This window comes from Salinicoccus sp. HZC-1 (assembly GCF_046736035.1).
Classification (GTDB): domain Bacteria; phylum Bacillota; class Bacilli; order Staphylococcales; family Salinicoccaceae; genus Salinicoccus.
The window spans coordinates 658,120-678,765 of the sequence record NZ_CP177130.1 but is presented as its reverse complement, the minus strand read 5'-3'; the positions used below and the strand labels follow the sequence as shown (position 1 = coordinate 678,765).

Sequence of the window (20,646 nt, the reverse complement as noted above, 5' to 3'; positions counted from 1 at the left end):
CATTACAAAATCTCTTTAAATTTTTTAAGTTTTTGTTTTATATTTTTTTCACGTTGAACCAGTTCATGATTTCTTTCTTTGAGCTTATTTATATGAGCTGAATAAAATTCATTTTGTTTTTCAATTTTGTCATTTAATTGATGCATCAATGTATCAATTACTATATCATTCAAATTTTCAATTCTTGCATAATCGATATTGATATCCGTACTTTTCTGATCCACCCAATATCTTTGTCCATCTATTATAACCCTTATACCGTCAAAGCCTTCAAATCCTCCTAGTGACATATATGGTTCATCATTGTGATCAAAGCTTTCAACAGTTGTTTTTTCCAACTTACTGTCTTTATATAAGTTGACACTTTTGCCTGTGAAATTGAATTCAGTTCTATAGCCGACAAAGAAAGAGACTTTGCTGAGTTCAACAAATCCAAGTAATTTATCTTTTAAAAGTATTCCACAATAAATTTTTTCATTGAATATCGCATAAAAGTCACTGATGAAAATTTTAATCCAATTCTCTCTAAGTTCATCTGTATCAATTTTCAGCACTTCATTCAACTCGTTATCTATGGCTTCATCTTGTAATAATTTTACTTCTTGTTTTTTTGTTCTAAAGTATTTTACTGAATGAGAGTTCGGGGAGAACCAGCCAATCAACTTATTTTTATAGCTTACTTTATAATAATATTTTTCGTTTACTTTACTGACAGATAATACATCAACTATCGTATCATTATACTTTGAGATATTACCTGTGACATTGTCCGAATTTAACTGGTCAAATATATCACTATTTTTCTTTTCTTTAATATGTAATTGAAAGTTTAAATTATATTTTTCAATCCAGTCCATATAGGTTAATGACATTTTTTGTACTCCTCACAATATTTAATGAAAAAGTGAAGAATATGATTCTTCACTTTGAAATTAATCTATTTCTTTAATCTTAATTCTTCCCGCTTTTTGCCAAGAAGCAGCACTATAATCTCTTTCATAGTACATTTTCAAATTCAGAGTACTATCCACATTGATGAATTTGCCATTTATAAATTCATCTACATTATAGACTTCTTCGTCCATTTCTATTTTAATTCTATGCGCATTTTTAGGATTATCAAAGAATGTCTCCAATAGAACTAGGCCATGTCCTTTTTTTGTATAAGTAATCTCAAATACATCGTCTCTGGTTATATTTATTGAGGCAGGGTATACAGTGATGCCATCATTTTCTAAATGGCCATTTAGGTTATTGGACAGTTGGATACCTTCATTTTTCGCTTCCTGGACAAATTCAAGGTTCTTAATGCTTTTTTTCATCTCATTTTTTAATTTTATATTTTTTGCTGCCAACTGATCATATTTCTGCAACAGTGTAGTACCGACAGCAAAATCATAAAAATCAATGGTTGGATGTAATATTTTAACGATGCGATTCAATGGATTAAATACTTTAATGTCACTGTAGCTGTAAATCCAGTCTTGAATGATTCTAACGTTGAAAGGATCAAATATCAACTGTGGCTTATATTCCTGTCGGTACTTCAGATTGCTTTGCAGATTGTATTCCACTATATTTCTTTTGGATGATTCTTCATTTTCCAGCAAGTTATTTTCAGCAAATTGTTTTAGTTCTGTTTCATTCAAATCAATATCTGTATTTTCATATGCTTTATAATCCATAAGATGCACATTACAAATGTAGTCTGATGATGTTTCCTCGTTTTGCCCCGACAGATTCATTTTATAGTCACGGGCAAGCCACTTACCAATCTTTATTGAAATGTCGTCATCCTGACGTAAATTTAAATTTGTCCCTTGTAGAGCGGGATATAAGATTGAAATTAAAGCTTTATTCATTCGATTGCGCCTGAAATTGACTGTTAATGATTTATCTTCAAAATATTTATACTGATGTGCAACTGCATCTAATATAATTCTTTCGATACGCTCATCAGACAATTTGTTTGTTGGACTTTCTATCCGCGTACAAGTAAAATCATTTAAATTTAATTCGATGTTGCTACTTAAAGAGTGCATTTTATCTTCTGTTGGCGAAGATCCAGCTCTTTTATTTTCAAAATCAATATAAACAGGAGTAATGCTTACAGCATCTGTTAATAGCTTCCATTCACTAGAAATGTTGTATACTAAAATGAAATGTCCATTAAGATATTTAATATCTTCTGTAAAATCATTATCAGTCACCAAATCATTTAAAGTGGCTGATGTTGTCTTTCTCGGTTCTCTAACATCGAAACAGTAGCCGTAGCATGCGATTGTTAAGTCACCTTTGCTTACAATGTTGAAAATATCTTCATGTTGATAATTAAAGACTAAATCGTCTTTAAATTGATAGCTATAGGTATAATTTTCATTTGTGGTCTGTGAAATCTCAAAGCTATTTAGCATGATAACCTCCATTATCTATATCTGCATTTCTATAATATGCTGATTTCTATTCTTCCCGCCTGCTGCCAGGATGATTTATCAAATCTATGGTTATAATTGATTTCTATCATAAATTCTTCGAATGGTTCCAATGTTATATCATATCCTTTAAAAAGATCAACGATATCCATCGAGATCAGCGATTTTTCATTTAATTTCATAATCGACACATTGATATATTGACGTGCGTTTTCTTTGTTGAATAAGCTTTTAAGTGTTAATTTTTGAGAATCATTCGTTTTATTTTTAGTTTTAAAAATATATTGAAACTCGGGACCGACTTCTTCCTTATCAGGTTTAATCTCCACCGTATTTTCGTTCATCTCAGTTATTAAAAGATTTGTATGTTCATAAATCTTGAGACCATTAAAATATTTTGTTGTATCTATGCCAAGTTTATCATAATCAAGATTAAATGCTTTTTCGTTAAATCCAACGAATAGTAATGCCGGCCAATATTTATTGATAATGTTTTTATACAGCACCTTATCTCTGCGCTCCTGAATAGATGGAGATTGTAATAAATCAAGAATTCGGCGCGCGTTCACGAAAATAAATTCCAATAGTTCGGGATCGGTCTCCTGTGTCACGTTACTATGCCAATTTCCCATACGGCTCTCCAGGTGAAAAATCTCAAAGAAATGTCTGCCTTTACCTACATTTTCGCTTTGCAGATTACGTTTGTAATAGTCAGTTAGAATATCACTATAATTAGATAATTTTAATGCATCATTGGAAACACCATGGATAAACTCACCCATCTCTTTATATGTTTCAGGATTATGATTCTTATTCAATGGAAAATCTGATTTACCCATACCAAAAACAGTAGATTTGATATGAAGTGCTTTTTTGAACTTTCTTTCATTTTTAAAGTAATCGATTAAAGGAAATGAATGTGCTGTTTGAAGAATATTTTTATAGTATTCCCTCTCTTCACCTTTGAGATTATAATCAGCAAGATTAACCTGTGTACGGTTAATTCTAAAATTCTTTTCCAAAGCTTCTGTAATAAATATATCCACTTCATATATTTTTTTAGCCACTTCAGACAAACGTTTCAAATTTGGATGCAGGTAAGTAACATACTCTATTCTCCCGCTCAGTTCATTTGTCAGAGCCATAGAGACCCGTGAATCATATCCGCCTGTTAATGTAAGTATAATATCATTATCCCATTTCTTTAGCCATTTGATCATTTCTCCGAAGTATAAGTCCAGCTCTTTTAAAATATCCTCAATACTTTTACGCTTAATTTCTGTAATCGGATAATATCTTTCAAATGTATTATCTTTTAAATTCAACTTTAAACTTGGGTTAAATTTAAAGATTTCCTGATAACGGGTAAAATCAAAAGAACCTAATAGTTCCTCTTGAACCGGATTTATAGTTTTACCATTGTGTTCCAGGATTTCTTTAATCAATATATCATGAGATGAAATCACTTTATCTGTCTGACTGTAGTTAATGGGCATTAGTGCACTGGCATCGGTATAAACATATAGTCCATTATTCTTATTAAGAATGACTACATAACGGCCATTGATATAATTCAGTTCATTATCAATATTATTCGTCTGGCCTAGTTTTTTGGCGATTTTCTCTGTTGTTAGATCACCATCACGTATGTCTAACATATAACCCAGCACAACTATGGAATTAGCACCTTTTTCATGAACTGTAACATCCAAATCTTCGCTGTAAAACAATGTCCAGTCATTCATATTTATACTATGAGAATCATTAATACAGTCAGATTGCATAGATTGATGCATGAAAATATATGAATGTCTTGTTTCTATGTCTTTAACTAACAAATTAAACCCTCCACCAAATCCCTTTATTCCAAAGAAATATTACTTTTTAAATTCTATAATCTTATCTTCAACCAATGAATACTCGTCACCTATAAACTCTTTATAGAGATTAAATATTTCATGTAATTTTTCTGCGGCTTCCCTTTGATCCTGGCGTTTTACTCTTTCAAGCCGTGGCAGATACCAGTTCATTAAATAATATTCCAGCCTATCTTCAATATATTCATTTATTAAATTATTTTCCTTTAAAAAGTCGATACGGTAAGTTTCCAATTTTAAGTATTTTTCAAAGAAAGACAAACCAACTGTGTTCGTTACTGAATCTGCTACTGCACCGTAATACATATGGATGACTTCATCCACAGCCTTCACTTTAGAAGAGTGAAGGAGCAGCTCCTGATAATAAATGGTATCCTGTCCGATTGCGCCTTCCACCATCCTGATATCATTGTCTGTTATTACACTTCTACGGACAATCATCGCCTGAATACTTTGAGCTTTTAGGAATGAACGTTTTAAGAACCCTTTTGTATCTTCAATCATATCGTTCTTGAAGTTATAATGCTGAACTGTCTTATAGTAGTTAAAGACACTCTTTTCATTCTGGTCTTCCTTAACCATGTTTCCAACGACCATATCGAGTGAATTATCTTTCTCAATCTCGTCCAGTAATTTAGCAAATCCATCACCTGTCGCTTCATTATCCGGATCGAGGAATGTGACTAAATCACTTGTTGCCAGTTCAACTCCTTTATTACGAGGCGTTGAGGCACTGCCTGATGCTTTATCAAACTCATAATAGACAATATCGGGATGACGACGGATGAGTCGTTGTACGATTTGATTCGTTTCTTCATCTGTCGAACCATCATTGACAAAAACAATCTCTAAATCATTAAAAATGGAAAGCCTCTGAAGACTTCTGAAACATTTATTCTCTAAATACTTACCGTTATTGTGTATGGGTACGATAACACTCAGTTTATGTGCATTGCCATTTTTCTTCGGCAAGTCTTTTAATAATTCCACTTCAGTATCATCAATATTCAACCCGGTTAAACTGTCATTTATATCATTTTCGAACTGATGTAATGATACAGTTCTCAAGTCATATAATGTCAGTGACTGCTTATTGTAATTATCCGTAAAGTTGTATTTCTCCTGATTACTGTCTTTAGTCACGAAATCCACATCAGCATATTTGAACCCACTTATGAGCTCTTCAATATAGTACTCTTCATAAAAATAATTATCAGTATCAAAATACGTTAAGAAACGGTATTCGGACAGATTGACAGAAGATAACTGATCCTCTTTTACAGTATCTATATCCTTATATGATTGTGCCTCAATCATCTTCATTACATTTGGCGTATCTTCTTTTACAACAATCAGTACTTTCGCTTCATCGACATCCAGTTTATTGCCTAAAGTCTCGTATAAGTATTTGATACGATGATAGGTCGTTTCATAATTCATCGTCTGGCGGATACCTGCTGCTGAGATTTCCCTCAATGTTTTGTCATCTGTATGTGTCAGGAACTGCGGCACATCCGTCTTATGATTGTAGATGAAAACATGCGGGAATTTACTGTTGACCCCTACTGAGAAATTGGATAAAAGAATGTTACCGAAAGCCTGTAATTCATATACGCGGTTGGCAAACATCGTATTTGAATATTTTACCGAATTCACATTAATTGCAGTTTTGTATATCTTATGCGCTTTCATCAATAGATTGTGCGGTAACGGAAAAGATAGATATTTGATATAAGACGGTGGGAAATGATAACGTTTATTTTCCAGTTTCAAATTGCGGTCAATAATTGTTAAATCCTTTCCTGCTTCAACCACCCCATCGAATGCCATTGCAGATTCCTGATTACGAATAGGATATTTAACCATCCAGCTGCCTGCAAAAATAACATTATCTTTATAGTTTTTAAATTCCGGGCTTTCAGTGCCAATTGGATTATTCGTGTGTGGGTTGATGCCAAATTCAAGTTTAAAAACTCTGTCATGGCCAACGGCCTGCTTATATCTGGATATAATCTCTTCTGCAGATGTAAAGACATAATCGCACTCTTTTGCGATATCGACAAACTGATCGTAGTTGACTGGGTCTTCTTTTGAATAAAACAATGTTGGAATATTTCTTTCCTGCAGTTCATGTATCAATTCGTATAAATGATGACGCTCTTCAGATTTATCTTTGGAGACATTCTGCCAGCTGCCGTCTATCCCTTTCCAGGTCGTAGCAATAATGACGAAATCAAAGTCAATATCGATATTATCTTTACTGTAATTAATATAATGCAGGTTCACTGCATCCTTATATGATTCATATAAGAACTCATCACAAATAATACCAACATCCAAATCAATTTTCTCAAATATTCTGGAGCCATTGGAATTTACAACATGCTTAGAAAGTTTTTCAAGATTTTCTGCTAAGTCAGGTTTTCCTTCCTCATTAAAGAGTTTGTAATATTCTTCTAATGATAAATCGTGATATTGCGCCGAAGTCGATACATCCTTATTGAATAAATCATTATATGTATCAACATCATAGTATTTTGCCATTTGATATAAACCCAGCAGATAATTATCAGACATACTTACATAAGGTAATACAGATTCATTACTATTTGAAGACAACACTTCCACCTACTTTCTCATTTGCCAATATTTCGTCTGCACTTTTCCAAAGAATGAATTTTTCAGGTTTTTATACCTTTTTTCGATTCTTTCCCTTTTATCTTTTTCAGCTGCCAGATCTTCTCTAAGCTTTTCGAAATCCTGGTCTATTGTCATTTCATTTACTTCTTCATTATTCTGAGGTTCTATTTCTATCTCCGTGTCCCTGAACTGACTCTTCAGCCGTTCCACCAATGAAAGAGTCATCTGCCTTTCTTCTGAAACATTCTGGATCAGATCATAAACCACTGTTTCATCAAATGTATAAGGTGGCGCGTATTGAGACAGGTTTTCTTTGTCATACTCTAAATGACTCATATCAGCCCAATAGTTACCCATGCCGGTTTTTACTTTAGCCAGTTGAATATCCCTGAACATATGGACAATTGTAATTGGATATATTTTTTTCTCATCAATTCGAACTTCACTTGTTAAGTTATTAAATTCGTATAATTTAAACTCATCTGTATAATCCGTTACAGGAATCTCCGTTTTCTCAGATCGTACAAGTGTGTCCGAAGAGAACCATCCCTGCAGCCTGTGTTTTTTGAATAATGCCTCATATTGGATTCCATCTTTAATCATTATGAACCGGGAGTCCAGCATCTGATCTTTAAGAAGACGCAGATTATTTTTTGAGACTACAAATATCTGCTTCTCCTGTTCCTCCATAAACTTATCCAGATTCAGCCTGACATGTTCTCTTGGCTTGGAGTAGACGACGATCGATGTCTTAAGCTCTGCCCATCCTAGTTCATTTCCTTCATGTTCAAGATAATAGAAATCTTTATTTTTAATTTTACGATGTGATATCACTCTTAAAATCTGCTTTTGAAAATCTTTGAGTTCTCCTAATTTTTTCATCGATTGTACAGATTGAAGAATTGGTTTATTTCCATTCTCATAAATCCATACATAATGGCTTATATCAAAGTCTCTGATATGCCTAAAAAAGTTATCCATCTTGTGTTCCATTGTCTGCACCCCTCATATGTATTGTAAAACTCTATAAAAAAACCGCAGACCTGTTCCATTATGAACTTTGCCTGCAGTTTTAACTAATCTTAAAAATATTATCTCCCTAAGATTATAATTTTTGAATATTTCCATAGTTATAGTACTGTACTTCTTCAAAGTCATTCTTCATAACATTTTTAGTATCAAAGATGATTTTATTTTTCATTGTGGAGAAGTCTGCATCGGACATTTCTTTGAATTCACTGTGATCACTAAGGACAAGTACAAGTGAACTGTCAGCTACTGCTTTCTTAACATCTTTCTCCACCCAATCCAATTGTACATGCGGATCGTATGCGACAACGTTCAAGTCTTCTTCTTTTCGGAGAAGTTCATAAATGTCGAAGGCTGGAGATTCACGGATATCATCCACATCGCCTTTATATGTTAGGCCAAAGACAGTGACTTTGTCGCCCTCAAGTTTTTCGAGAATTTCTTTAGTGTAGTCTACAACATACTGCGGCATGGAGACATTGATATCACGCGCCAATTTTATGAGCGGTGATTTCTCCGGTGCTTCGGCAATAATGAAGTAAGGGTCCACTGCAAGGCAGTGACCGCCAACACCCGGGCCAGGTGTATGAAGGTTTACACGGGGGTGTTTGTTTGCCATTTCAATAACATCATGGACGTTGATATCCAACTCGTTACAGATCTTAGCTAGTTCATTTGCCAGAGCAATATTGACATCACGGTAGGTATTTTCCATCAGTTTGGACATTTCCGCAGTTTTCGCATTTGTCTCAATCATCTCACCCTGTACAAAAGTACCGTATACTTTTTTACCAGCCTCAACACAAGCAGGTGTCATTCCGCCAACTATGCGGTTGTTGTAGATCAACTCATGCATGATCTGTCCCGGCAGCACACGTTCCGGGCAATGTACCAGGAAGATGTCTTCTCCAATTTTAAATCCTTGTTCTTCAAGGTATGGAGCAACATGGTCATCCATCGTTCTTGGAGCGATTGTAGATTCAACGATGACAGTATCTCCTTTTTTCAGAAGTGGCACGATACTTTTCACACCGGACATTACAATGGAAATATCACATGATTTGAATTCATCGTCTTTGTTTGGGGTCGGTACAGCAATGATATATGCATCCGCTTCTTCAGGCGCTGTTGCCGCCTTGAAAGTACCCTTCTCAATCACTTCTTCCAATGCTTCCTGTAAACCTGGCTCTTCGATATGGATTTGACCACTGTTCAGGCTATCCACTGCTTCCTGTTTAATATCGACACCAAGTACGTCTACATCATGCTTTGCAAACATGATTGAAGTTGGAAGACCTATATAGCCAAGACCAATAGTAGTTAGTTTCACTTAAAGACACCTTGCTTTCTAAATATTATTTGCTGTTTCTTATTATACCAAAAGACACCATATTAAAAAGCCCTAATTTATCAATATGGCGTTTCACTTTCCTGTAATCACTTGTTTCATCTTTTGAAACCGTTACCGCACTCTCAGCAAGTTCAAAAATATTGGAGTAATGTTCGAACTGCTCTGCCTCCGGCCCGATCAACAGCACCAAATCATAATAGTTTTTCAAAGGATTCAGTTTCGCTTTGATGTTTTTGGTATTCAAAATATCAATAAATGCCGGCTCCTCAACGTCCTCGATAGTGATTACCTCCAGGTTTTCATACTGTGTCTGCTGGATGGCTTCACTCAAATAAGAAGAAGCGCTGATAGTTTCAATCAGCTTCCTGTCTCGACTGGTCTCGAAATAATAATTGAGACCATCAGGTTTATTTAAATCCAAATTGACAAGCAGCACCTTCTTCTCGAGCTGTGTAAGTATATAGCTTATGTGTGAAGCAGCAGTTATCGTTCCTTCGTCATCATTGACGGAAGTGAACAGAACCGTCCCCAATTCTCTTTTTTCGCTCACATTAAGGATTGATTTGGCAGAGTTATATAAAGCATCCAATATTTGAGGTTCCAAATCATGCACTTCTTCTACAGCTTTACCTGTTCTTCTCATCAGTCTGCCTCCTAAAAAGTCCCCAATGTTTTTTCATCCAAATAATATTTAACATCCTCATCTGTTTCGATACGTCTGTTCCGAAGTCCGTGGATCAAGCCCAGTATAATTCCTATAATAAGCGAAGCAACAATAATGAAGACTTTTACGAAAGTATTTGAGTTACTCTCAATGGTTACATCGATTCCTTTTTCGTATTCTACACCCATACCATTCAGCAGAGCTTCGAATTGGTTTTTAATTGAGGAAACATCATCTCTGGATATCGACTCAATATTGAGTGACAAATATTGTGATTCTGCAGAGTAACCAATAGATACTGGACGTTCGTCATATTGGGAATTCACTTCCTGATTCAATTTAATCGAAAGCTCATCTTCCTGTGTTGTAGAAAATGGTTCCGACAAAGAATAGTATTCTTTATAATCATATGTATTTCCTACCATGAGGAAAGAAAGAATTGTACCAACTATACCTATGGCAAGAACATACAAAATAATAGTTTTGAAGTTTCTTTTAAAAAAGTACATTATATTTCTCCCCTAGTCATCGTTCATAATATATTATACTATTATATATGTCATTTTAAAATTCATAGTTAATAATTAAGAGGTGCAAATATGAAAGTGGATATTATCGGAAGTGAAATGATTAAAAAACTTACCGAATTTAAAAAATTCCCCTATAAAATAAATAACTTTGTCAGCGGTCAGAGCCTGCTGTCATTAATCTCTACACCCTATCCTGTGGATATGGTAGATCTTGAAACAGACGATATCCATATCATCTCTACAGCCTTCCGTGATTTCAATAAATCTCTGTTTACGTCCTTTAAAACATCTGAATCTGAAATATTGATTCTTGATCTGTTAAGTGAACTGAATACAGTATGTCAGTTTAACCAGGGCTATTTTAATCAGTCCTCAATGGAACTGTTAAAAGATACTCCTGATTACACTAATCTATCACACATAGAAAAATTTCGCGCATTTCAAGACAACAAAGAAGAGATTTTCAGTTTCCTGAATAAATATGAAAAAATCATCATTATTAAACCGGATGATCTGAAAGGTCTGGATTCTGATTTCCTTAATGCGCTTTATGAGATGATACAAAAAGAATTTGAAAACCACCTGGTACTGACGCTTCCTGACCCGCCAGAAGGGAAATCTTACTTTAATTCACCTATAGAATACTATGATCCCATTAACTTCAACCTGAAAAAGTTTACATCTGATAATTATTACAATCAGATGCTGTTTGATGAAAAGCTGGAAGAGAATGAACTGTCTGTTTTCATTAACCATATTGAAGAACGGGAATATGTCTATGAACTCTATAAAGATGGACGTTCATGGGAAATATCAGAACCGACGACCTCGAGATTCTATAAATTCACCTTAAAAGAAAAAGGAAATTATCGTATCCGTGTAAATCTGACAGACGAATCTGTAAATCCCAGGTTTTCTGAAACCTATAAATTTAATCCTTCATCGATATTAGAGGAAAGATTGATTGAATACGTTGAAATGCCCGATTTCTCTGATATGTGGATGTTGGATTATGTGTTGGAACATGAAAATATCAATGCAATAGTTGGCAATCCATTTAAGTATCCGGAAGGATACAGCGGTATTACAATAATACAGTCAAATGGGATAGATGAGGAATTAATTCTGTTTAAAATTGAGTTGTTTGAATATGTTTTCCGCAAAATGATTGATGTTAATACCTCAGCCGATATAGATGATAGAGAAATACAACCTAAACAAATATTTTTAAAGACTATGGAGAGATATTTATCTCAGAAAGACTAAAGATATGAACAAAGAGAGAGCTGATCTTCAGCTCTCTCTTTGTTCATATATACTTATGATAGTCTCTAAAAGAACTTCCCAATCTCGATTGGTTTCGACCCATTCTCTTGCATGGAATCCAATCTTCTCGTTTTTTGATATTTCTATAATCGCTTTTTCCAAAGCTTCTGTATTCTCCGCTTCAAAATAAGTGCCATTCTCTCCATCGATTACCATCTCTTTCAAAGCAGAAACGTCACTCACAATTACTTTTTTGGCCATCGCCATAGCCTCATATGTTTTAATCGGTGTGACGAGCTGGCACACCAGTTCTCTTGTCCTCGGGAATGGCGTAATGTCTATAACAGAATAGAAATTTGAAACCTGCTCATGTGGAACTTTCCCGGTGAAAACAACATCATCCCTGATATCTAATTCAGTTACTAAAGATTGTAATTGTGGTAAATATTGACCTTCTCCAACGATCAAAAATTTTAATCTTTTATTAAGTTTTTTAGAATCATTAATATTCTTGATTGCTTTCAAGATGAAGTCGATACCTTCATATACTGTGATTGAACCGATAAACCCCAACACAATATTATCCTGCAAATCGTATTTTTCAACAATGGAGTGATCTGCTTTAGAAGGAGCCATGTTTTCTGTATCCACCCCGTTGGGTACAACAGTTATTTTATCCTCATCAACACCCTTGCCTATCAGATATTCTTTAAGGCTTTCACTGATACAAAGGACCTCATCAGCAATACTGCAGCATAACACTTCATAATCATCCTGAAGATTAAATCTGTCGGATTTATAGAAAAGAGGATTTTTCGAAGTCTGTGTATGGTGCCATAAACCTCGCACCTCATATATTGTTTTCAGACCGAGCATCTTACCTACTTTCAATGCAGGCAACGCATTTTGAAAGTTCGAAGCCGCATGAATGATTTCAGGTTTTTCCTCTTTGATTATATTGAGTATTTCTTCAGCATATACATTAAAATAATCGTTAAGAGGCGTCTTATTCGTTAAATACTTATCCGACTTGTCTATATAGTATGTCTTGATATTATTAATATCCGTATCTGGAATTGCATAACCTTCATGTTTCGGTGACCATCCCAATCTTGTAGTCAGAACAGGTTCGTATCCATACTCTCTGACTCTTTTAACGATTTCATTTGAACGTATTGTATATCCGTTAGTAACTGGTAATGCCTTATTAAGTACGAAGAGCACTTTTTTATCATTGGGTTCAATTTCTCCATTATCTCTCAACGATATGGGAAGCTGCCATTCATTATTCAACAACTGGAATTCCTGTAAAGCCATTTGATACTCACCGGGAAATAAACGTGCAGGGTAGTATTTTTTCATCAGTTTGATGTTTTTGTATCTTTCTGTAATATTTCCTGCGACATGATGATTTCTTATATACGACCTGATTACATCATGATGATGTGGTCTGATCTTCGCTGCCTTCTCCGTTTCTTCTAATGACAACTTATATTCTTTAAGCTGAAAATAGTACTTGGCAAAATGTGTTCTAAGTTTAAATTGTTTATCTTTTTGCTTACTATTCACCAGTCGGTCAAGATCCTTCTGGTTACTCAGTGAACAGTAGTATCTCCCCAACACAAGGGCGTTGGACATTCTTTTTGATGAGGTGATTTTCAGATATTCTATGAAATAACCTGGCAATTCAATTCTCATATTAAAATGGAGCAGTTTTTTTATTACGATATTATAAATGCGTTTCTGTTCACGTTTTGAAAATCGATGGTGGATGAAGCTGTCCACTTCGTTATTTAATGCGCTGTTGATGAAAAATTGTGGATAATGGAATATTACATGGAGCCGACGGTCTCTTTTTAATAACCTGCTGAATTTTTCATCTTCCAAAACAAGCTGTTGATCCATTATCATCCTTCTGAGAGACATGATATGCTGAGTATTCAAGTTAACCTGAGGAATCAACTGATAAACAGTTTTCAGCATTTGTTCCGAAAAATTATTGGAATGATAATAATTAAGTATCCTTTGGAGTTTTAGGCTCTTATCGTCATTGGAATCATCAGTGATATTAAATGTATGAAGCGCTTCAAATTCAATATATTGAAAGAGATCCTTATTTTCTTTCAGAAAAGGCACATACTCATTTTTTAAAATCTCCAAGTGAATTTCATTCCTGAAATACTCGTTAACCACAAAGGTGTATCCCAGTTTTTTCATCTGTGGGTTCAGAGTGTCTATCTTTTCTTTTATTTCCATAAGATTTACATCCACTGTATCTTTTATACCTAAAAAATTTAATGCATACTGTCTCCAACTGTACTTGTAGTATATATCGCTCTTATCTTCTTCAAACTGTTCTATCAACAGATCTTTGTCCTGGTCGGTAATTTGAATCAGCTGCTCAGCTTCATCATAAAGATTTCTGCTCACTAAATAACTGACCAGATTGGATTGCTGATCAGTTTTCAAATATTTAAGTATATCAATATTCTTATTTGAAAGGCTTATTATGGGTTCCAACATCTTTAAATCATAAAGTAATTTAATTTTTAAATTCAACACATCCTGATTTTCAATGTTCTCGATCATTCTATATGCTTCTACATATTTTTTTTCATGCCTGTAAATGAGAGCGTTGAGAAACATTTTATAATCACTGTTTAAATTCATGTTATTAATCTGATGCAATAACATTGAGTGGTTCGATTTTCTCAGATAAATACTTATACCGCCTTCTTTACTCCCGGTCTTTTTAGTCAGACTCTTGCGAAGAAAGAACCTGGATACAGACTGAAAGTTTAACTGTAAGGCCACATAAGAAATTATACCCAATATGTATGTCATAGTATTTCCCCTTAGTATGTGCGCTGTTTATAATGTATTATAAGCATAATACATTATTATATACATAGAAACCCTAATATTTACAACAGAACCCTAAAAAATAAGCACTTCTGACGGCTATACTTATTACATTGTCAGAAGCGCTTATTTATTTTGAATGAAACTGGTAAGACTTTTGATATTGTTTTCCCAAAGGAATTTTTCATTCAATAACTCTTTTGCATTTTCTCTGAATTTATTTTCCATCTTTTTATCATCTCTTATTTGTTTAATGGCATCTACTATCTCAGAGGACGAACCCTTTTCAACCGCAATACCTACTTCATTATCATTAATCAAAGCATTAGTAAAACCACCAAGATTAGTAACCACCGGTACACCACTGCCTATTCCATCAATCACTTTCCCTGGAAGAACATTAAGAAAAACGTCTGTTTCTTTTAAAAGGGATAATTGAACATTATGCTGCCTTATTAGATAAAGGCACTCATCTCTTGTTTTTTCTCCGTAGATGTTGATAAAACTGAAGTTCTCTTTATCAACATAAGCTTTAAATTCTGGTGCATTTGCACCATATGCGATTATATTAAATGTAATTTTTTCTTTTTCCAGCATTTCCGCCACTTCTACCAATTGATCATAGCTTTGGGCATGTCCGATATTTCCTGTATACATTACCTGGAAATCACTGCCCGGTGATTCAAAAGCCACTTCATCATTATTAAAAGCATTGGGGAGGAAGAAAACAGGTTTCTTGGGCGTCATTTCTGTTATGTGGTCTCTGAATCCTTCATTATTGATTACTACCTTATCCGCCTTCTTGTACATGTGTTTCTCCAAGTATTTCAAAATTGGCCAAAAAGTATCGACCGGCAGTTTTTCTATATCTTTTACACTATCCGGCCATAAATCTCTTATCTCCAGCACTTTGGTTACCGATTTAACCCTTTTCTGGAAAAAGAAAGTTGCCCATGGCAGGAAGATATTGGGGGAGGTTACATATATAACATCGAATTCTTTCTGATAACTCTTCACGAAATGTCTGACTTTGTATGCCAGTTCAAGATAATAACCGACACGAGAATACATGCTTTTAGCTTGCTTATCAATTCTCATTGGTATCCTCAGAATGTCATTGGAGCTTGTTATTGCGTCTTCATTCCAATACTTCTCATCATTGTACATTCGTTTATTGGGATAGCTCGGTATTGTCGTTACAACTTTTACATCATGCATTTTGGAAAGTTGTAAATATAAATTTTTAAACCGGTTTGCTCCTGAACCGATTTCCGGATAGAAATTTTGCGTAATCAGTAATATCTTCATAAAAACCCTAACTTATCTCATATTTTTAAAGATTAATGATTTGGAAAAACACACCAAAAAGTGCGAACAAGAAAAGTATAAATGCCGGAACTAAACTTGACAACGGCGCTTTATCCTTCTTCGGTTTCGTCCTCCTTGATTTTTCCTTCTGTTTTTTCATCATTTTTTCTTTATACTGTAACTGCTCTTCCTTGGTAAGCAATTTATATTGATTGATAAATTCATTATATCTCTCTACGATCGGCAATGCATCACCAAACTCTTTCATTTCACCGTACTGAATCCAAACAGCCTTATTACACATTTTTTCAACCTGCCCTGCAGAATGGGAAACAAAGAATATCGTTTTCCCCTGCTGCTGAAATTCTTTCATACGGTCCAAGCATTTATCCGCAAAAGTAGAGTCTCCTACAGACAAGGCTTCGTCCACAATGAGAACATCTGGGTTTGTATGAATCGCGATGGCAAAGCCGAGTCTCGAACGCATTCCACTGGAATATGATTTGATTGGTTGCTTTATATATTCACCCAATTCACTGAAATTTACAATATCATCATACTTATCTTTAATTTCACGATTACTCATTCCGTGCATTAAACACTTCATACGTATGTTTTCTTCACCTGTCAACTCCTGATTCAGACCTGCCCCAATAGCTATCAACGAACTTCTTCCATTAATATCTATAGAACCATCTGATGGAACAGTCACCTCCCCCAGCAAGTCAGACAAAGTTGATTTTCCTGAACCGTTCAAACCAATAATCCCTATAGAATCCCCAGCCTGTACTTCGAAGTCGATGTTTCTTAAAGCATAGAATTCCTTCTCTTTATTAAAATGTCCCAATGTAAACAATGAAATTATTTTAGATAATTTACTTCTGTTCAGATCATAGATTTTAGAAACATTATCAACTTTGACTTTATACTCCATTTGAACCGTCCTTTTTGAATGATCGATTAAAATTACAAATAATCCACTAGTTTATCTCTGAATCGGTAGTGAATATTGACTCCTACATAGAACAGGAACAACGTGATTGACCAAAAATAAATATGATCAGACATATCACCATACAAAGGTGTTCCCTCGAGAACAAAAGCAGTTCTGTAATTCATTACTAAATAAGCCATTGGGTTGAAGGAAGAAATTGTATGCATTAAAGCATTTGCTTCTGCTATTGACCAGAAGATTGGTGTAAGGAAGAAAAACATGCGAATAACGTTCTGGAGCACATTTTTCATATCCCTTACCAATATCACCAGCGTAGACATTATCAGCCCGAAGCTTGAGATCAGCGCCACTGATGCAAATACAAAGTAGAAGAAACTGAAATAATGTATGGGCGATGAATATCCATTGATAATACTTATTACCAACAATATTGTAGTGGTTATAATCAGGTTCACTAAACTGTTTACAATAGACACAGATATTAAAGTACTGGATGGAAACTTCATTTTAGTCACCAGACTTATCTGGCTTTGGATTGCTCCTGAAGCAGCATTGATTCCTGATGATATATAAAGCCAAGGGAATAAACCGCTGATCAAATGGACAATGAATGGCAAGTCTCCAACATCACCGCGCTCCCCACGCAGCCCTAAACCAAAAACTACATAATATAAGAGTACCTGCATTGCAGGTTGTAATATATTCCAGAATAATCCCAGGTAGTGATTTGCATATTGAGATTTTAAGCTATAAACACTAAGACCGATAATCAATCTTCTATGTATCCATTGTTCTTTTAGAATTTTAAATATATTATTCATTATGATGCCTCAATCCATCAAAACTTTATCTATAACTTAGCCATTATATCATTATTTTATTATTATTAACATCGTACCATTATATAGAGGTAACAGGTTATATCACATCATTTTAAAAGTCGTGCCGAACTCATAAAATCTTTACAAAATAACAATACCTTCTTTAGGTATATAGTTATATAATAAAATTATATAACAAAGGAGGTTCCTATGAAGTACAAAAACCGTTTAATTGTTCCTACAGTGGTCACTCTTTCATTGCTTGGTCTTAATGGTGAGGTAAATGCAGAAGAGAAGCATGTAGATTCTCCTTCTCTTGAAACTACTACTGAAGAAAATATTTCTATTCCTGATAAATCAGCAGAAAATAATGATGTGCAGGGAAATATCCAGCCTGCCATAACCAATGAACTCGAAGATAAAAGAAATCAGATAACTGAACCGGGAAATGAAACTCACGATAAAAAAGTACATAATTCTGGTAATCAAAACGAGACAAAAGATAATACTTCTAATAAGACAAGTGAAAATGCATCTACCCCAGAGATAAAAGGCGCTTCTCAAGCAAAAGATTACACTGTAACAGAAAGTAACAGCACTTCTATCGATCAAACCCAAACGAAATATAAAAATGAAAAAGAAAATTCAGAACAAAATGAAGATGCTGATATCCTCACTGAAGATGTTGTAGCTGATGATAACAATGTAATCGACATAAATGAAGACAAATCTCTCAATCAGACTCAAAATAATCAGGAGCAAAAACATGCCTCGACCGAAGCATATAAACTCTCTAATGAAAAAGATAGTACCGAAGACAATATCATACAAGAACGTGGAAACACACGAACAACAACTGAATTAAAGGCATCCGAAAGAGGGAAAGATAAAAATACTTCCTCTAAACATGCTGAAGAAGCTTCAGTAGAAAAATCTTCAGAAAGAGACGATGTTCAAAAATTTGAAATCTATAACAAAAAGGACATTCAAAAATTATCTAGAGCGAATAAAAAATCCACTGATGAGAAAACGGCTGAAAAAACTGAGGATAATGAAGCAGACATAGCACAGGATGATGAAACTTCAGAGAAAATACAGTTGGATTCAGTAAGCTCTAATGAAAATACTGGAGAAATCAAAGACAATGATGAAGAATTAAAGGAAACGTCTTTTGCTACATTCGCAACAATGGCAAAAGAACCTGCAGATATTCATCCACAATATTCAAATGCATCTTTTGCAGCCAAATTGAGATCTCAGAATAACTCTGGCTTACGCAGTCCGGTTTTTAAGCCCGATTCAGTATCTGCTAATTTCTTATTGGACCAAACCATCTTCATCGAAGAACAGGCAGAATACGCAGGTGAATTATTTTACAAGGTCCATTCCAGCTATGATGGTGCAATGCAGGGATGGATGAAAGAATCGGATTTAAATACGTGGAATCTTTCCGATTCAAAAACACATAAAGAAAATTTCAAGGTGAGCAGTACACAGAGTTATCTCTTAACAGACCCATGGGGAACCGAAAAACAACAAATCAAAAAACTCAGTGAATATGGAGATAAAACCTTCAGTGCCACTAAGATGCTTACCCTGGGGAGCCATACTTACTATTATGGAAAATTAGGGAATGATTACGGATGGTTGGAAGAGAGAAAAATGCACAGTCTTGATGAAGCTCCTGTTTATTCTGAAGCATCCTTTGCTGCCAAATTGAGATCTTCGAATAACTCTGGCTTACGCAGTCCGGTTTTTAAGCCGGATTCAGTATCCGCTAATTTCTTATTGGATAAAACCATCTTCATCGAAGAACAGGCAGAATATGCAGGTGAACTATTTTACAAGGTTCACTCCAGCTATGATGGCGCGATGCAGGGTTGGATGAAAGAAGCAGACTTAAATACCTGGAACCTTTCCGATTCAAAAGCACATAAAGAAGATTTCAGGGTGAATAGTACGCAGAGTTATCTCTTAACAGATCCTTGGGGAACTGAAAAGCAGCATATCAAAAAACTCGGGACATATGAGAACGATACTTTCCAAACCACTAAAATGCTTACATTGGGCAGTCACACTTATTATTATGGAAAATTAGGGAATGATTATGGGTGGTTGGAAAAACGCAAACTTGAAGAGTATACACCAGTAGCGCCTTCACCATCTGTTAAAACTGTTAGATACAATCAGTCATTCAATCAAGTACTAAACACTCAGATGAACCTTTCATCTAAACCTCAGGCCTGGGCAAACGGTGGTGGCTGGAGAAATGCAACGAGAAGTGAAGTTGCTAGCTTCCTGGACACATCACACCAGACTTCAGAAACCTGGATGTACACTTTCCTTGACCTGGACCGCTCTCAAAATATAGCCAGTTCAACACTCAATAACAGACTGCTGAGTGGTAAAGGTACTTTAAGCAACCAGGGAAGTGCATTTTTAAATGCAGCCAATACACAGGGCATCAATGAAGTTTACCTGATTTCTCACGCAATACATGAAACCGGCAACGGCACCAGTACACTCGCTCAAGGTGTAAGGCTTGATTCAAATGGAAATATTTCTTCCAACGGTAAAAAGTACTACAATATGTACGGTGTTGCTGCTTATGATTATAATCCTGTTCTTGCCGGTGCACGCTATGCACAGCAAATGGGCTGGGATACTCCTGCCAAAGCCATCATCGGCGGCGCACGTTTCATCTCCCAGAACTACTTCAACAGAGGACAGACAACGCTCTATTCCATGAGGTGGAACCCATTGAATCCGGGCACTTATCAATATGCCACTGACGTAAACTGGGCATACGCGACCGCAAGAAATCTGCAGAACTACTATAATCAACTCGATATTAAAGGCAGATATTATACAAAACATATTTTCTAAACACGAAGACCTCCGGTAAATTCAC

Annotated in this window: 14 protein-coding genes; 2 read left to right on the top strand and 12 right to left on the bottom strand. The window is 35.0% G+C overall.

Features of this window, described 5'->3' with window-relative positions:
- Positions 1-2 precede the first annotated feature (2 nt).
- The 8 genes from ACKRAT_RS03465 to ACKRAT_RS03430 form a co-directional block, all read right to left on the bottom strand.
- The gene (locus ACKRAT_RS03465) at positions 3-872 is read right to left on the bottom strand and encodes an SH3-like domain-containing protein (protein WP_411843711.1); all 870 of its coding nucleotides are present in this window, start codon (positions 870-872) and stop codon (positions 3-5) included.
- 60 nt (positions 873-932) lie between these two features.
- Positions 933-2,414 carry a hypothetical protein gene (locus tag ACKRAT_RS03460; RefSeq protein ID WP_411843710.1) on the bottom strand — a complete coding sequence of 494 codons (1,482 nt, stop codon included), beginning with the start codon at positions 2,412-2,414 and terminating at the stop codon, positions 933-935.
- Positions 2,415-2,443: 29 nt separating this feature from the next.
- Positions 2,444-4,270 (bottom strand): hypothetical protein, encoded by a 1,827-nt coding sequence (locus ACKRAT_RS03455; RefSeq protein ID WP_411843709.1) that lies wholly within the window; start codon positions 4,268-4,270, stop codon positions 2,444-2,446.
- A 39-nt stretch (positions 4,271-4,309) separates the two neighbouring features.
- Positions 4,310-6,853 carry a glycosyltransferase gene (locus tag ACKRAT_RS03450; protein WP_411843708.1) on the bottom strand — a complete coding sequence of 848 codons (2,544 nt, stop codon included), beginning with the start codon at positions 6,851-6,853 and terminating at the stop codon, positions 4,310-4,312.
- Positions 6,854-6,937: 84 nt separating this feature from the next.
- On the bottom strand, positions 6,938-7,942 hold the full coding sequence (locus ACKRAT_RS03445; protein WP_411843707.1) for a GW dipeptide domain-containing protein: 1,005 nt from the start codon (positions 7,940-7,942) through the stop codon (positions 6,938-6,940).
- Between the two features lie 112 nt (positions 7,943-8,054).
- Positions 8,055-9,308 (bottom strand): nucleotide sugar dehydrogenase, encoded by a 1,254-nt coding sequence (locus tag ACKRAT_RS03440; protein WP_411843706.1) that lies wholly within the window; start codon positions 9,306-9,308, stop codon positions 8,055-8,057.
- 25 nt (positions 9,309-9,333) lie between these two features.
- Positions 9,334-9,972, bottom strand: coding sequence for an AAA family ATPase (locus ACKRAT_RS03435; protein ID WP_411843705.1), 639 nt, complete (start codon positions 9,970-9,972; stop codon positions 9,334-9,336).
- A gap of 11 nt (positions 9,973-9,983) precedes the next feature.
- Positions 9,984-10,379, bottom strand: coding sequence for a hypothetical protein (locus ACKRAT_RS03430; RefSeq protein WP_411843704.1), 396 nt, complete (start codon positions 10,377-10,379; stop codon positions 9,984-9,986).
- 213 nt (positions 10,380-10,592) lie between these two features.
- Between ACKRAT_RS03430 and ACKRAT_RS03425 the strand changes: the two genes are divergently transcribed.
- Positions 10,593-11,789 (top strand): DUF6270 domain-containing protein, encoded by a 1,197-nt coding sequence (locus ACKRAT_RS03425; RefSeq protein WP_411843703.1) that lies wholly within the window; start codon positions 10,593-10,595, stop codon positions 11,787-11,789.
- A gap of 27 nt (positions 11,790-11,816) precedes the next feature.
- Here the strand turns inward: ACKRAT_RS03425 and ACKRAT_RS03420 are convergent, their stop codons facing one another.
- The 4 genes from ACKRAT_RS03420 to ACKRAT_RS03405 all read right to left on the bottom strand — a co-directional run bounded on the left by ACKRAT_RS03420 (position 11,817) and on the right by ACKRAT_RS03405 (position 17,735).
- Complete coding sequence (locus tag ACKRAT_RS03420) at positions 11,817-14,633, bottom strand: glycosyltransferase family 4 protein (protein WP_411843702.1); 2,817 nt, start codon at positions 14,631-14,633, stop codon at positions 11,817-11,819.
- A 144-nt stretch (positions 14,634-14,777) separates the two neighbouring features.
- Complete coding sequence (locus tag ACKRAT_RS03415) at positions 14,778-15,749, bottom strand: glycosyltransferase family 4 protein (protein ID WP_411843701.1); 972 nt, start codon at positions 15,747-15,749, stop codon at positions 14,778-14,780.
- A gap of 235 nt (positions 15,750-15,984) precedes the next feature.
- A complete protein-coding gene (locus ACKRAT_RS03410) occupies positions 15,985-16,893 on the bottom strand; it encodes an ABC transporter ATP-binding protein (protein ID WP_411843700.1) in 909 nt (302 codons plus the stop codon).
- Between the two features lie 32 nt (positions 16,894-16,925).
- Positions 16,926-17,735, bottom strand: a complete 810-nt coding sequence (locus ACKRAT_RS03405; protein WP_411843699.1) for an ABC transporter permease — start codon at positions 17,733-17,735, stop codon at positions 16,926-16,928.
- 210 nt (positions 17,736-17,945) lie between these two features.
- On the opposite strand from ACKRAT_RS03405, the gene ACKRAT_RS03400 reads away from it, so the two are divergent.
- Positions 17,946-20,621 (top strand): glucosaminidase domain-containing protein, encoded by a 2,676-nt coding sequence (locus tag ACKRAT_RS03400; RefSeq protein WP_411843698.1) that lies wholly within the window; start codon positions 17,946-17,948, stop codon positions 20,619-20,621.
- Positions 20,622-20,646 lie beyond the last annotated feature (25 nt).

Excerpts from the sequence above, each read along its gene's own strand:
- ACKRAT_RS03435 (WP_411843705.1), bottom strand. The coding sequence starts at position 9,972 with ATGAGAAGAACAGGTAAAGCTGTAGAAGAAGTGCATGATTTGGAACCT.
- ACKRAT_RS03400 (WP_411843698.1), top strand. The coding sequence starts at position 17,946 with ATGAAGTACAAAAACCGTTTAATTGTTCCTACAGTGGTCACTCTTTCA.
- ACKRAT_RS03425 (WP_411843703.1), top strand. The coding sequence starts at position 10,593 with ATGAAAGTGGATATTATCGGAAGTGAAATGATTAAAAAACTTACCGAA.
- ACKRAT_RS03445 (WP_411843707.1), bottom strand. The coding sequence starts at position 7,942 with ATGGAACACAAGATGGATAACTTTTTTAGGCATATCAGAGACTTTGAT.
- ACKRAT_RS03405 (WP_411843699.1), bottom strand. The coding sequence starts at position 17,735 with ATGAATAATATATTTAAAATTCTAAAAGAACAATGGATACATAGAAGA.
- ACKRAT_RS03450 (WP_411843708.1), bottom strand. The coding sequence starts at position 6,853 with ATGGCAAAATACTATGATGTTGATACATATAATGATTTATTCAATAAG.
- ACKRAT_RS03420 (WP_411843702.1), bottom strand. The coding sequence starts at position 14,633 with ATGACATACATATTGGGTATAATTTCTTATGTGGCCTTACAGTTAAAC.
- ACKRAT_RS03410 (WP_411843700.1), bottom strand. The coding sequence starts at position 16,893 with ATGGAGTATAAAGTCAAAGTTGATAATGTTTCTAAAATCTATGATCTG.
- ACKRAT_RS03415 (WP_411843701.1), bottom strand. The coding sequence starts at position 15,749 with ATGAGAATTGATAAGCAAGCTAAAAGCATGTATTCTCGTGTCGGTTAT.
- ACKRAT_RS03460 (WP_411843710.1), bottom strand. The coding sequence starts at position 2,414 with ATGCTAAATAGCTTTGAGATTTCACAGACCACAAATGAAAATTATACC.
- ACKRAT_RS03465 (WP_411843711.1), bottom strand. The coding sequence starts at position 872 with ATGTCATTAACCTATATGGACTGGATTGAAAAATATAATTTAAACTTT.